Origin of the sequence: Marinoscillum sp., from assembly GCF_965229915.1 — a bacterium.
In the GTDB taxonomy this organism is placed as follows: Bacteria; Bacteroidota; Bacteroidia; order Cytophagales; family Cyclobacteriaceae; genus Marinoscillum.
On record NZ_CBDDJZ010000001.1, the window covers coordinates 4697468 to 4711831 of the forward strand.

Consider the following 14364-nt stretch of genomic DNA (forward strand, 5'->3'; position numbering starts at 1 on the left):
AAAAGAATAAAATCATGAATACATATAAAATCATATTTACAGTAATAGGTCTTTTGTTTTTCCTTCAGGCTTTCGCCCAACCGGGTGCTCCACCGGCCACTCCAATAGATGGCGGATTGAGCTTACTGCTGGCAGCAGGAGGTGCCTATGGAGCGAAAAAGCTTCTTGATAAAAGAAGGGAACATTAATCCTACTGTGTCATGTTCACCTGCCAATATAATGCTTGTCAGATTGAGGCTCTCGAAAGCCTTTTTCATCTAACGTTTCGAGACCCTCAACGTGACAACTAATCTAAGTTGACAAAGTAGGTATAAGTGAAATTCCATTTTTGAAACTTGTGGTTCGCTAACCATTTGAGTGGAATGACCTCATCCGTTTATCGGGTGAGGTTTTTTTATTTGCCCAGTAGCTTCTCTATTGCCTCAATGTGCTTTTTGAAAGCCTGGCGTCCTTTATCGGTGGCGTAGTATTTGGTGTTGGGTTTGCGGTCCAGAAATTCCTTTTTGAACTCGATGTACTTGCTTTTCTCCAGTGATTTGAGGTGGCTGGCCAGATTTCCATCGGTTACCTCCAGTAAGTTTTTCAATGTGGTATAGTCCAGGTAGTCATTGACATACAATGCTGACATGATCCCCAGGCGAATCTTGTTCTCAAAAGCTTTGTCCAGATTGCTCAGGATATCCTTCACGCTCTCTTCATTTGCATGATGGCACCATATACGATGTGAACCAATCCAAATCCGAATATCCACAGATAAAAACTCCATTCGATGAATTGAAGGCTCACCAACCCAAGAAGCATTTGTACTAACCCGAGCGACCGGATTTCACTTAACGTGTACTTACTGGCATGAAGTAGCGCGAGCCCGTAGAAGACTAACGAAAGAGCCATTAGCAAGCCTAGGTAGCCATTGACGAGTAGGTTCAGGCATACTACACCTCCAGTTACCAGCGGGATGGCCAGGTTCATCAACAGTCTTTTGGTTTGCATGTCCCAGATCTTTGTTTGCTGTTTCCTGGTTTCTCTGGTGGTAAATAGTATGCTGGTCATGATAGCAACCAGCAAAGTACCAGCAGCCAGGAACAGCAGCTTTGAAAATTGTGCATCGGTCAGCTCCGTACGATCATAGCTGAGGAGCAGGTCGCTAAAGATCGATTGATAGGCCAGGTATCCACCCAAACTTGCAGCCAGGCCAGCCGCAATTCCCGACCAGCCACTGAGTGAAATGAACCTTGAGGATCGGTTCATGATGTCTTTGATATCCTTTAAATCCTTGAGGTATTCGTCGTTCATGGAAAAGTACTTTGAAAATCGAAGCTGCTGAAAGTAAATGAATAATGCAAGAAATAAATACTTTACCACTGCATCAGCCGTTATCTAAACCATATGAATCACGCCTAAATTTCATGATATGAAACCTTTTCATGTGCTTCACCTCCTATTCACCTTTCTGATTTTGGTGGCATTGCAAACAGTGGCCCAAAAAGATCCTAAGATCAAGATGTATTTCGATGATCAACGTTTGGATACGGGTGAGGTGTATTTATCCAATCTGACTACCAAAGAGTTTCAATACACCGTAGAGGATGAGGAAGATATCACCGCCACCGTTTCCATGGTGATCGTTCGAAACGGGCTGGGCATTGCCAACTATGAAAAGAACAATTTGGCTGCTGGCCAGGTATGGGATATCGATGATCTCAAGGCCAATTTAAAGCCTGGAGACTCTCTCGTGATAACCATCAGCATTGGCGAAAAACCAACTATTAAGGTGCTGCAAGTGAAGGCCTAATGTGACGCAATCAGGGGATTAATGTGTACATTTAACATATGAAAATACGGCACACCCCATTTTGCTCCTTACTGATAGTGCTGTCACTGGTTGGCATAAGTTTGATTTCCTGCAATAAGGACAAAGATCCTTCTGATGACAATGAAGATTCTGGAGATGCCAATTTCGCCATAGATATTGGGGATAGTCAGATTCCTTATATAATTATAGAAACCTCCGAAGCTATTACGAATGAACCTAAAGTAAGTGCTGAGTTGGCCTTATATGCCAATCAACAATTGATTCAGTCTCAGCACATTGGAATAGAATACCGTGGGTCCACTTCATTTCGCTTATCTGATAAGAAATCTTATGGGATTGAAACCTGGGATGAAAATGGCGAGGATTTGGACGTCTCGTTCTTTGGTTGGCCGGAAGAGGAGGACTGGATCCTTACCGGGCAGGTGGTGAATCTGGAGGAAAATTATCAGTTTGACCCGACCTTGATGTATCACTTTCTGGCTTATGAAATTTCCCGCGAAATGGGTCGCTACGCCAGCCGGTGCAAGTTTGTGGAAGTGGAGCTCAATGGCGAGTACATGGGTATCTATGTGTTCATGGAAAAGCTCAAGCGCGATGGCGGACGAATAGATCTGGCCAAACTAAATCCGGAAGAGGTGAGTGGTGAAGATCTCACTGGTGGCTACATACTAAAGATCGATAAAACAACCGGAGGAGATGACAACATCGGTCAGCCGCTGGAGTATTTTCTAAATAACTGGGAGGATGATGCACGGTACACGGCCCGAAACAGCTTCCGATCCAACTATGACATCTTTGGGAGTGTGATTGATTTTGAGCCATATGGTGAACCATATCATGCCAATATGTACCTGGAAACCTACTTTCTCTACGAATACCCAGATGTTGATGAGATAGCACCAGAGCAGAAAACCTACATCCAGACGTACGTCAATGACTTTGAGCAAGCCTTGCTCAGCGATGATTTCTCCACGGATGTGCGGACGTACACCAACTACATGGATCCAGCCACTTTTGTGGATTATTTCCTGATCAATGAACTGTGCCGGAACGTAGACGCTTACAGGCTCAGCACTTTTTTAACCAAAGACAAAAATGGACTCCTGAACATGGGACCGGTTTGGGACATGAATATTGGGTTTTACACCGGAGATCGCATACCGCTGGATGACTGGGTGATCAACTACAACAATTACGTGTCAGGAGATGCCTGGATGATGCCGTTTTGGTGGCCGAGACTGATGGAGGATCCTCAGTTTAGAGCGCAGGTAAAAGCGCGCTGGCAAAGCCTGAGAGGGAATGTGCTAAGTACCAACAACCTGCACCTGTTAGTGGATCAAACCTCAGATTACCTGATCGACAATGGTGCGATCAAGCGCAATGAAACGGTCTGGTCGATTGGGATGGATTACAATCAAAGCATTCAGGACTTGAAAAACTATTTGTCTGAGCGCACTAGCTGGATGGATGGGGAGATAAGTGGGTTTTAGTTTGATCAGCATCCTCAAATGAGTATGCGGCTTAGATATTAGAAGAACAGAAGCTGTTTTTTATTATAGTCCTATCAACCCCTATAGATATCGGCTCAGTTCACATATTCATTTTTAGCATCTGTTAAGTTTCGCCATTTTTTTTTAGATCGTTCGTAGAGCGTTTTTTCGTCAATATCCAAAAGCTCCAAGTTATCCTCGACAAAATTCACATACTTTTCTGCCTTTTTATGTTCATTGAGTTCATGAAAAGCCAATCCGACATAAATGGATGCGGCCAGAGTCTGGCTATTAGGAAAATTAAAATCAACATCATTGATTAATAGGTTCTTTCCTTCCTCATATTTCCCTTTTTCTATTAAAACTGATGCTCTCGTTCCTCGGATGTGTTCTGTATTCTGATCGGCTTTATATGCTAATTCCGAATATTTGTCTGCTTCGTCTAATTTATTTAATAGCAAGTATTCCCAAGCAATACCGTTAAAAATGTAATTCTTTAACCATGCAAATCGCTCTTCATCAACTAATGGCAATAGTTCTTCCATTAGTTGAACAGCCTTTTCGTAGTTGCCTAGTTTCATGTGTGCTATGCTGAGGTTGATATTTGCTGTTTTTGATCCTTCTGTCTTAGCATGAAAGTTTTCATAAATAGCAATCGCTTCTCGATATTTCTTCGATTCGAAGAGGTCATAGGCATCAAGTAATTCATTCACTGAACTCAACTCAACCAAATTGGATTTTTTAAGAAACGGAATTCTAAGTAAGGATAATCCATCAGAGTAAAGCCTTAGACCTTGGTAACTCGAATAATGAGGAATCAAAACAGAAATTCCAGTCAGTAAATTTGCAAAGACAATAGCAGATGAAAATTGAATTCCATCGGAAGCGTCCGTCGAGAGATCAAATGCTAAAAACAGTATAGAGGCTATAAAAAAGTTCGTTAGAAATCCTCCAGAGGTGTAACTCAGAAGTCTTAACCGAATCAACTTCAGATTGTCAAAGGCCGCATATGCAAGCCCAGAGGTGAAATTGGAGTTCAAAATAATCTTAACCCCTTTGAACCTGGTTTCAGCTACCTTATGTCCCTTACCCAGTATCATTCGCCTTGGTGTTCCACCAACAAATTGAGCAAATAATAAATGTCCCATTTCGTGAATTAGAACCGCAAATTTTAGCCCAATTAGAAATATCAAGAGGTTGTAAGCTTCCCTAAAAATAGGACTGTTTGAAAGGCGACAAAAATTGTACATTTAAACAGTCAAGATGAAAAAGCGAAGAATATCAGAGGCGCAGATAGTCAAAGCGCTCAAGGAACATGAATCAGGCAGAGATCAAGAGAGCATCTGCCGTGAATATGGCATCCATAAGTCTACCCTCTATAACTGGAAAAAGAAATACGGAGGTATGGAAGCCAATGAGTTAAAGAAACTCAAGGAGTTGGAAGAGGAAAACAGACGCTTGAAACAGATGTTTGCCGACTTAAGTTTGGACCATCAAATACTGAAAGACGTACTGTCGGGAAAGATCTAAAGCCCTGCATTAAAAGGGAGAAGGCTGACATCATCAGAGAACGTTTTACTGTTGGTGTTGGCAGGGCTTGTAGGATACTGAGCCTATCCAAATCAATGTATTATTATCAGAGCAGAAAGGATGATCATGAGGTGATTGATGTCCTTAATCGATTAGCTGACAAACACCCTACAGAAGGGTTTTGGCAGCTGTTCGACAGGCTTAGGAAACAAGGTCACCCCTGGAATCACAAACGTGTATATCGAGTCTATAAATCGATCGGAATGAACTTGAAGCGAAAGCGTAAAAGAAGGCTTCCAGCGAGAGTTAAGCAACCATTGGAAGTTCCTGCATCACCTAACCATACATGGTCAGCAGATTTCGTTTCCGATAGCTTGATTACTGGACGGAAGTTTAGAGCTTTTAATCTCATTGATGATTTTAACCGTGAAATACTGGCCATTGAAATCGATACTTCTTTACCTGCTGAAAGGATCATTAGAGTCCTTGAAAAGACTATTTTCTGGAGAGGTAAACCACAACGAATCCGAACAGATAATGGCCCTGAGTTCATTTCCAACACACTGAAGAATTGGTGTCAGGAAAAGCATATTGAATTAGCTTATATCCAGCCTGGAAAACCGATGCAGAACAGCTATATAGAAAGGTTTAATGGAACTTACAGAAGAGATATACTGGATGCTTATTTATTTGATTCACTTGAATCGGTAAGGAAGAAGACCAGTGAATTTGCTGAAGACTATAACCTAGTCAGAGGGCATGATTCCCTGAGCAAACTATCTCCCGTTCAGTATCTGAAATACCAAACTAAGAATGAAAACTACCAGAATGAATTTTGTAAATATTTAGAGAATTAGTCTATTTGATCCCAGTCCTAATAATGGGGAGGTTACAAGGTTAATTCCAATGTTCGCAAGTTTTAAATATTCACCTCCAATGGCTGCAAATGAAATTGCTACCGCGAGGGTTATCCAATAACCTTTAGGAATGATCGTGAAGAGTATTTTCTTGTTCAAATTTGAAATTGTGCTATTTGGATATCTCAGTTCGTATGCTTAATCATTCGAATTTCTGTCAAAATGTTTTGATCAACTCCGGTTGATTTTACGTGTTTGTTCACAGTAACGGATGTTAAGAGTTTATCCTTGAAATCATACCTATATACCGAAGTTGTTTCCATATTAAATTCTGGAATTTTTGTTTCATCAAAGGGTTGACCTCCAGATTCAGCTACCTTCTTAAAGGTAGATTTCATCACCCTGTTAAGTTCTTTTTTTTCAATGGTTTCAGTGCCTTTTATAATAGCCATTGTCCCTTTGATTTCGTCATAAATAGTACTAGATGAAATTGGAAAAGGCTCGCCTCCAAATGGGTTGGTAGAATCATATGTTGCTTCCTGCCGTTCTCCCTTAATAAAGTAGCTTCCAAACGCATTGAAATAAATAGAAAGTTCAGGAAAGTAGGTATCTAGTAGCTTCTCCTCAGTATCATAAGTGACCAGAAGTTGTTGTTTTAGTTGATTAAATGTGCTCTCTTCGATTTTCGTACCCTGACTTTCATACATTTTGATCATTGCTTGTTCAAGTTGATTCTTGGTACTTTCGTAATTGGATAATCCGTAAAAGTTCCCTAATTCATCAACAATAATTGAAATCTTAATTCCATAATACAATTCTTGTTTTTTGTATTGCTCTGATACTTCAGGCGGAAGATTCTTGCCCTCAATTCGAGATTCTCCGTAGTTAAAAGTTACAATACGATTGTTACCTTGACCTTTTGTTACTTCCGCAATGGCAGAGGTTATCGTAAATATTTCCTTGCTTTGGGGACTCCTAGAATCTTCCTTTCCTCGCTTTATTTCATATTCATAACTTTCACCTATTCTAAAATTTTGATTCACAGATATTTCTTCCTGTGAAAATGCTGAAAAGTAAAAAAATAGGAGAATTGAAAGTAAGAAGAAGTATTTCATTGATGATTTATGATTCCTTACGCCTATGTATGGGGAGTGCGCTCACACTTTCCAATATGACTAAAGTGTCTAATTGCAAATACCGCTGAAGAAAGCTCGAAAGCGCATTCACTATACATTTTGTTATGATCTTTTATTCGCTTTTAAGAGCAGAAACCTCTTTTTCAAGTTGTTCATTCTTGGCTTTGAGTCCTGCCATTTCCTTGTTCATTTGGATCATGTAGAGAGTTAGTTCTTCAATCTTCTGAAGTAGTTTGGAGTCCATTTCTCCGAGATTGATTCCGTTCTCAGCGACCTCTGCTTCACTCGGAATTTCTGGTAGATGACCGTTTTCATTTATATGTTGTTCGACTTCTTCAAGTGTTCGAAGTTCATAATCGTTCTCGAAGACAAAGTCTGACCATCCACTTGCCTCGACTTTGATTTCCCTCGCTCCAATTGAGCCTTCGACGGCTAATTCATGTGAACCAGTTGTTTCTGTTCCGATCCCTAATTTTCCTTTAACAAAAGCATCACCAGAGTTATTAAGAGTGAGTGCAGCTTGATCATTGAATGAATCAAATACTAGTGTACCAGAAGGCGAAGGTCCCACATTTGTTGGGGTTTCATAAATTGTACAGTTATTAATACCGGATCCTTCGAACACTTTAACACTTGCACCTTTCCAACTATTAGATAGCAATGAGAAATAAACCTCAATACTCCCATTACTCTGTTCATATGCACGAATTCGTATGGACGAAAAAGCTGACCCATACTCTGTTCTTAAGTATGCTTTGAACCCATTCCGGTTTCCTAAATGCATTAATTGTTCAAAGGCTGCTCCACCGGAATATTGTCCGCCGAAAAGTTCAATTTGAATTTTATCACCAGTTCCTGTAGTACTAGCTGGAAGAGTTGCTATACGCCAATTCCGTTCAGTATTACCGTTACTTGCTCTATCATAAAAGAAAAGCTGTGCTGAGCCAGATGACGGAGAAGTTCTACTTAAATATGTCGATTGGGCATTAATTTTTTCAACTGTTGTCAGAAAGATTATGAGGATACAAATTTTTACTGGTTTCATATTTTGCTTTTATATAATTTTCAGGGATTGATCATAACGCTATGATGAGTGGGGATTAGAAAGCACTAACCTCTCAACTCGCACATAGCCACGCCTTATTTTAAAATTAAAACTTGTGGCGGACTTTCCAAGTGCCACCAAACTTTCCTGACCGATGAAGTCCCATTCATTCATAGCTTTTGTTGTGGTTCGTTGTTTACTATCGATTTGGCTCATAGTAGAACACTGTTGAACCTGACTTTAGTGATTTGGTCTTGATGAGTTTCAATTTAGTCCTACCTTTTATTTGGTCAAATAACTGCAAACCATTTCCTGCAATAACAGGCTGAATACAAAGTTGTAATTCATCAATTAAATTCAGGTTCATTAACTGTATAATTAAACTCCGACTGCCAATGAAAATGTCTTTACCGGATTGTTGCTTCAATTCATCAATAACTTCATCAATAGGATTAGTCGCAATTTTAGCAGACTCCCAATCTGTATTTTTGAGATTGCGAGAAAAAACGATTTTTGGAATTTTATCTATCGCTTTTGCAAAATCATCTGAAGCTTTTTCACCCGATGGGTTCTTAATCAGTGTTTGCCAATACTGCATTAACTCATAAGTTGTTCGTCCATAAAGGATTACACCTGCATTATTCAAAAGGTCAGTGTAGTGTTGATGCAACTCTTCATCCGCTATTCCCGCAGTGTGGTCGCAGTTTCCGTCAACAGTCATATTGAATGCTGCAATTACTTTTCTCATATCGTTTTCTTTAGCTTTCCTTGTGTTGTTCATGGAGTCACGTTAAGGTATGACCGCTAATTACTCCTAGTCATTCAGTTTTACCTTTGAATGTCGCAAAAATTGCCATTGCGTGTCCGTGCCCTAATTGAAATTCATCTTTCAACCAATTAGTAATTTCAGTCGCTTTAATGTTGGGATTAAGTTTTCCTTCAATGATGAAATTCTTTTCTTCTGCTAATTTCTTAAAATCACTGGGTGTTTTTCCTGTCTTAGTTTTGATGTTGTCTATGTATGCTTGAAATGACATATTGATTTATTTTTGGTGTAATTCTGTTTAAGATGTGGTTTTACAATTACCGCTAACGACCAGATATAGCACGTGCCTCTGGTCTTTCAAATATCGTTAAAGTTTCGGTTTCAGATCCGCTTTCAGACTGCTCAGTAGAGGTATGTGCTATATCGTCTGTTATGCTTATTGCTCTCTTTTCGTTCCATTGAAATCACGGAATTCCGTGATTGATCTGATCAAGATTTAGGAAGATTTTTGCGAAAATACTTCCTGATGAAATTAATAGCCGCATTCACTCTGGCCTTTTGTGCGCTCATTCTGGCGAATATTCCGGCATTCGGCCAGCATGGCTTTGTAACGACCGGAGCAATAGCTTCGAACGGTTCCAGTAACCTCACGTATGTGGTAGGTCAAATGACCAACCAAACTTCCGCTCAACTTCATTTTGGAGTTTTACAGGTGTTTGAAACCACGAATGAAGTTCTCGGCACATCGCATCTGAGCAATTTCAAGATCAGCGTATTTCCTAATCCAACTACACAATTCCTAGAAGTACGGAATGAAGCTGAAAATCTCACTTCTCTTAATTACCAAGTCATTGACCTTCAAGGACGTTTGATTTTGAGTGGACAGCTCAAGGAAATGGAACCAATGATAGATTTATCTAATCTGGCTCGTCATCAATATCAATTACTACTATTCAATGACAACAAACTGATCAAAACATTTAAAGTTATCAAAAATTAATCCTCTCTCGCCATGAAATCTTTATTTTCATTTATAGCCCTAATATGCATAATTGTACTCACTTATGCTCAAGCACCTCAAAAACTTAGTTATCAGGCCGTACTAAGAAATTCCACTAATGAACTTATTGTCAGCCAACAAGTGGGTATGCGAATTTCCATACTGAACGGTAGTGCAACGGGCTCAAGTGTTTATTCTGAAACAATATCACCAACTACCAATTCTTTTGGACTTGTGAGTATTGAGATTGGTGCAGCTAATCCTTCGAGTTTTAGTGCCATCGACTGGTCGGCCGGTACCTATTTCATCAAAACAGAAACTGATCCAAATGGTGGAAAGAATTACACCATCACAGCTACCAGCCAACTGTTGAGTGTGCCTTATGCTCTATATGCTGAAAGTGCCGGATCAGTAGAACTGACTCCCGACCAGGTCGCAGCATTAAAAGGTGAACAGGGTCTTCAGGGAGTAGCCGGGGCTACTGGTGCAGCAGGTGCCGATGGTCAGGATGGAGCTTCTGCTTATGAAGTGGCTGTATCTAATGGTTTTACAGGAACAGAAGCCGAATGGCTTGTTAGTCTTAATGGTACGGATGGCACTGACGGTGCACAAGGTCTTCAAGGAGAAACTGGAGCTACTGGTGTCGCAGGTGCTGATGGACGGGATGGTGCTTCTGCTTACGTAGTGGCTGTATCCAATGGCTTCACAGGAACTGAATCCGAATGGCTTGCCAGTCTTCAGGGTTCAGACGGACATTATGGAGCATCTGCCTATGAAGTAGCAGTATCGAATGGCTTTACAGGGACAGAAGCTCAATGGCTTGCTAGTCTTAAAGGATCGGATGGAACTGATGGGGCGCATGGTCTTCAGGGAGAAGCCGGGGCTACCGGGGATACCGGTGCAGCAGGTGCCGATGGTCAGGATGGAGCGTCAGCTTATGAGATAGCCATATCGAATGGCTTTGCCGGAACAGAATCAGAGTGGCTTGCAAGTCTGGAAGGAGCTGATGGAGCAACGGGTGCGCAAGGTATACAAGGTCTCAAAGGAGACAGGGGAGATAAAGGGGACACAGGTGCAGACGGGAGCGATGGTTCAGATGGAGCGTCAGCTTATGAGATAGCCGTATCGAATGGATTTGCTGGAACAGAATCGGAATGGCTTGCAAGTCTGGAAGGAGCTGATGGCGAGCAAGGTATTCAGGGACTCAAGGGAGATAAAGGTGATGCTGGAGCTGCGGGTAAAGATGGTTCAGACGGAGTTTCTGCTTATGAGATAGCAATATCAAATGGATTTGCTGGAACAGAATCAGAGTGGCTAGCAAGTCTGGAGGGAGCTGATGGAGCATCTGCTTATGAAGTAGCCGTATCGAATGGCTTTACAGGGACAGAAGCTCAATGGCTTGTTAGTCTTAAGGATGATTATACTGAAACCGATCCAGAGTTCGCAGCTTGGGACAAGTCAACAGGTATCATCATAACTGAAAGCCAAATCAGCGACTTGCAGGACTATCTGACTGAATACACCGAAACTGACCCAGAGTTCACCGCGTGGGATAAATCAACGGGTATCAGCATTGCAGGAAGCCAGATCAGCGACTTGCAGGATTATTTACATGGATCTGAAAGTGATCCTGATTTCAATGCGAGTCCTGCTGCTTCAATAACATCGAATGATTTGGTCAATCTTGGTAATCTGTCAGGTACAAATACCGGTGATCAAGACTTGAGCGGGATTGCGACTATATCTTCTGTTGAGTCATTGGCATCCGATATTGCCCAACTTCAAAGTGACTTAAATGCCTTGAATTTCAATGGATCAGAAACCAAGGTAAATGAGGGTGACCAGATTTCAGTAACAGGTGAGGGCACAACAGAATCGCCTTATATAATAAGCCTGGATCAAAATGAATTAGCGTTCCAAACGATTACGGCGATAAGCCAACTTAATTTCCTAACACCACCAAATATATGGAGGCAGGTAACGGACCTATCAATCACAATATTTCTCGATGAAGGTGCTGATGTGTTCATTTCGTATAATGTTTCTGCTTTTGCGCCGGCTTATTATGGTAATCCATATTTTGCAACCAGATTACTGATAGATAATCTAGATCAGGCCGGCATGCGGGTTATTACTTCTCCCTACAATGCCAGTCACTGCAATAATTCAATAAGTTCAATAATATCCCTCAGTTCTGGGACACATACAATTAAAGTTGAATATCGAACAAATTTAGTTGGCGATCAGTCAAATAACTGGCCGGGAAATAACGACTATCAAAGCAGGATGCTAACTGTACGGGAACTGAGATAGTTACATCTGATGGCATATTCATTCTAACTCAAATGCCCTTGCGTATTGGATAAAGTCGGAATTTTCTTTCACCCCGAGTTTTTTCTTAAGATTCTTTTTATGGGTGTCAATAGTGTCAATGGAAATAAAGAGTTTTTCTGCAATCGTTTTATTAGTGGTTCCCTTGGCAAACAGCAGTAGCAACTCTTTTTCCCGTTTGGTGAGGGTTCTGTAAATCGGGTAGTGATCTCGAAAGAAAGTACTTTCTTCAAGCAGTTGGTTAACTTTTTTAGACAGATGACGATTAGGGTCAATTTCAATAGCGTGGAAAAGTGCCAGAAGAGGATTTCCATCAAAATCCTGCATGAATATTTTGGTTGAAGTGAAATACCATTGAAAATCAGCCTCCTCCACTGATCTTACTTGCTGAAACAGTGTGAATGTTTGATCTACATCATTTTGAGCTAGAAGTGTTTCCACTTTCACCAAATAGTAGGACAAATCTTTCATATTGAAAAAGCGGCTATGGTAATCAGTTCCCATATTCTGTAATTCTTGCAGCGTCACACCGAGTACGTCAGTTCCGGATTTTGACATGAACTCGACACTAAATCCCTTTTGAATGTTAAGAATGATAACAATCCCAGGCATGATGTTGGCAAAGTCCTTGATTGCCTCAATTCTTTGTTCGATTGCCGTTTCTAAGTTCATTCCGAATAGAAGAGATTAAGCATAACCTCAGATATAGCGAGTGGCCACATCCGTCTGTAAAAAGCAGTAAAATAGTGAAACTGCCCAACACCTACAACGGCAAATACGAAGCACTGCGATCCGCAAGTCAAAATCCAGAAAGAAAAAAGTCACTAGAAGCACAAAAGATTTCAGAATGGGCAGGTTCACGGGCGAGTTGCAGATCAGTATCAGATAGGCAATTTGGCCATTCGCCATATCGCCTGTTACCAGCATTATTTTACTTCTGGGTGAATTCAGTCGGATGTTTCCTGATGTAGGCTATTCGCAGTTCATTCAGAGGTTCGGAGTTATACAGTTCATAGAACTCTTCATCAAGCGTGTTCAATGGGTTGTCTTTGTATGATTCGCTGAAACTCTCCATTGTTCCGTCATCAAATTCTTCCAAGCGTTCACGGTTTTCTTCATAAATCTTGTTAGCTCTTCTCATCAAGTTCGCAAACTTCGAAGCTCCAAAGAGTTCAAAACCATCTTCTGCCATCTCTGCATATTGTCCACTTGAGTTGAAATAAAATTGGTTAAACCCACCATTGTTTACCTCAGCCTCAACCCACCAAACCGAGAACATTGCTTGTTGCCCTTTCGTCAACTTTTGAACGTTGCTAAATTCCTTGTTGTAGTCATCTCCAACCTGTTTGTAAATGTTATCAATCACTGCTTGTTCTAGGTCATTATCATCAATGGAATCTATGATTTCAGTTGTTAATTCCTTGTAAATTGGTCGATTCATAAAATCGTCAACCGAGTTCAATATTTCTTGAGTTGTTGGGTCGTTCGTTTGCTTTTCGGATTGTCCTTTGCAACCGAAGAATTTAAGAATTCCGGAAAGCATCAGTATAATTATTAGTCTGTTAGTCATTTGAGAATTGCAGATATTGCTGGTAACGTTCGTATATGTTGCACGAGTGCAACATATACTACTTATAACTTACGGTTGTTTTTACTCATTAAATCATTGACAGTCAGTGTTCTATCCGTCGATAACCGTTTGTAGCTGGTTACAAACGGTACCAACTGTCACTAGCTATTTTTTCTAAACTAGCTCATTTTTCCCCTGGAAACAACCAAAACCATCAACTGGAAAGAAAATACCCTAAATGGGTACAGAGTGCGTTGTTTCTTTTTTTCTTACACCAAACTATATGCAGTGTCAATTACATACGGTCCCGTCGGTCTGAGGAACCTTATGTTTTGCTCCAAGGGACCGTATGTACAAGGTCATGGAACCGTATGTTTTTCTGTGCGGGTATGACCAAATAGCTATTCAATGGTTTTCACTTCTCTGTAACCATTACTACTGCAATTACGAATAATATAAAGTTTTGTATATTTACTGCAATTACGAATGAAATCAGTTTATGAAGAAGACGAAACTAGGGGAGTTTGAGGAGCTGGTGCTCCTGACCGTGCTGGCACTGCAGTCGGATGCCTATGGTGTGGCCATCAAGCGGGAGCTGGAAGAACGACTCCAGGAGACACTCAGTGTGGGTTCTGTGCAGTCAGCCCTCAAGCGCATGGAAGAGAAAGGATTCCTTACCTCGGAGTGGGGTGAAGCAGAAAAAGTGCGTGGCGGCAAGCGCAAGCGCATCTACCAGGCTACTCCTTATGCAGGGCAAGTCTTGCACGAAATGAAGGACATCCGTGCCGGACTCTGGTCCACCATCGTGAAAACGCAAAACATCTAA

General features: G+C 41.0%; 16 protein-coding genes. 7 read left to right on the forward strand and 9 right to left on the reverse strand.

Features of this window, described 5'->3' with window-relative positions:
* The first annotated feature begins 14 nt into the window (after nt 1–14).
* Entirely contained in the window at nt 15–188 is a 174-nt protein-coding gene (locus tag ACO067_RS20050) for a PID-CTERM protein-sorting domain-containing protein (protein ID WP_421877505.1), read from the forward strand.
* 206 nt (nt 189–394) lie between these two features.
* On the opposite strand, the gene ACO067_RS20055 is transcribed toward ACO067_RS20050, so the two are convergent.
* Nucleotides 395–688, reverse strand: a complete 294-nt coding sequence (locus tag ACO067_RS20055) for a winged helix-turn-helix domain-containing protein (protein ID WP_421877508.1) — start codon at nt 686–688, stop codon at nt 395–397.
* Nucleotides 685–1293, reverse strand: coding sequence for a hypothetical protein (locus tag ACO067_RS20060; protein ID WP_421877510.1), 609 nt, complete (start codon nt 1291–1293; stop codon nt 685–687). Before ACO067_RS20060 ends, ACO067_RS20055 begins: the two co-directional genes overlap by 4 nt.
* A 118-nt stretch (nt 1294–1411) precedes the next feature.
* On the opposite strand from ACO067_RS20060, the gene ACO067_RS20065 reads away from it, so the two are divergent.
* Both ACO067_RS20065 and ACO067_RS20070 read left to right on the forward strand, forming a co-directional pair.
* Complete coding sequence (locus ACO067_RS20065; RefSeq protein ID WP_421877512.1) at nt 1412–1792, forward strand: hypothetical protein; 381 nt, start codon at nt 1412–1414, stop codon at nt 1790–1792.
* A 38-nt stretch (nt 1793–1830) separates the two neighbouring features.
* Nucleotides 1831–3303, forward strand: a complete 1473-nt coding sequence (locus ACO067_RS20070; protein WP_421877514.1) for a CotH kinase family protein — start codon at nt 1831–1833, stop codon at nt 3301–3303.
* Between the two features lie 95 nt (nt 3304–3398).
* Here the strand turns inward: ACO067_RS20070 and ACO067_RS20075 are convergent, their stop codons facing one another.
* A complete protein-coding gene (locus ACO067_RS20075; RefSeq protein WP_421877516.1) occupies nt 3399–4496 on the reverse strand; it encodes a tetratricopeptide repeat protein in 1098 nt (365 codons plus the stop codon).
* 70 nt (nt 4497–4566) lie between these two features.
* Between ACO067_RS20075 and ACO067_RS20080 the strand changes: the two genes are divergently transcribed.
* Nucleotides 4567–5690, forward strand: a protein-coding gene (locus tag ACO067_RS20080) for an IS3 family transposase (protein WP_421869815.1) whose coding sequence is annotated in 2 segments (ribosomal slippage) — nt 4567–4822 and nt 4822–5690 — 1125 coding nt in all. Because the reading frame shifts where the segments join, the coding sequence is not laid out codon by codon here.
* A 185-nt stretch (nt 5691–5875) separates the two neighbouring features.
* Here ACO067_RS20080 and ACO067_RS20085 read toward each other — a convergent pair.
* The 4 genes from ACO067_RS20085 to ACO067_RS20100 form a co-directional block, all read right to left on the reverse strand.
* Entirely contained in the window at nt 5876–6805 is a 930-nt protein-coding gene (locus ACO067_RS20085) for a hypothetical protein (protein ID WP_421877518.1), read from the reverse strand.
* A gap of 133 nt (nt 6806–6938) precedes the next feature.
* Nucleotides 6939–7871, reverse strand: coding sequence for a hypothetical protein (locus tag ACO067_RS20090; protein WP_421877520.1), 933 nt, complete (start codon nt 7869–7871; stop codon nt 6939–6941).
* Between the two features lie 199 nt (nt 7872–8070).
* Nucleotides 8071–8652, reverse strand: a complete 582-nt coding sequence (locus ACO067_RS20095) for a dihydrofolate reductase family protein (protein WP_421877522.1) — start codon at nt 8650–8652, stop codon at nt 8071–8073.
* 37 nt (nt 8653–8689) lie between these two features.
* Entirely contained in the window at nt 8690–8908 is a 219-nt protein-coding gene (locus ACO067_RS20100; RefSeq protein WP_421877524.1) for a DUF4287 domain-containing protein, read from the reverse strand.
* Between the two features lie 255 nt (nt 8909–9163).
* On the opposite strand from ACO067_RS20100, the gene ACO067_RS20105 reads away from it, so the two are divergent.
* A complete protein-coding gene (locus tag ACO067_RS20105) occupies nt 9164–9637 on the forward strand; it encodes a T9SS type A sorting domain-containing protein (protein ID WP_421877526.1) in 474 nt (157 codons plus the stop codon).
* Nucleotides 9638–9649: 12 nt separating this feature from the next.
* Complete coding sequence (locus tag ACO067_RS20110) at nt 9650–11950, forward strand: hypothetical protein (RefSeq protein ID WP_421877528.1); 2301 nt, start codon at nt 9650–9652, stop codon at nt 11948–11950.
* Nucleotides 11951–11968: 18 nt separating this feature from the next.
* On the opposite strand, the gene ACO067_RS20115 is transcribed toward ACO067_RS20110, so the two are convergent.
* Together ACO067_RS20115 and ACO067_RS20120 are read right to left on the reverse strand one after the other, a co-directional pair.
* Nucleotides 11969–12640, reverse strand: coding sequence for a response regulator transcription factor (locus ACO067_RS20115; protein WP_421877530.1), 672 nt, complete (start codon nt 12638–12640; stop codon nt 11969–11971).
* A 259-nt stretch (nt 12641–12899) separates the two neighbouring features.
* Complete coding sequence (locus ACO067_RS20120; protein ID WP_421877532.1) at nt 12900–13409, reverse strand: DMP19 family protein; 510 nt, start codon at nt 13407–13409, stop codon at nt 12900–12902.
* A 628-nt stretch (nt 13410–14037) separates the two neighbouring features.
* Between ACO067_RS20120 and ACO067_RS20125 the strand changes: the two genes are divergently transcribed.
* Nucleotides 14038–14364 carry a PadR family transcriptional regulator gene (locus tag ACO067_RS20125; RefSeq protein ID WP_421877534.1) on the forward strand — a complete coding sequence of 109 codons (327 nt, stop codon included), beginning with the start codon at nt 14038–14040 and terminating at the stop codon, nt 14362–14364.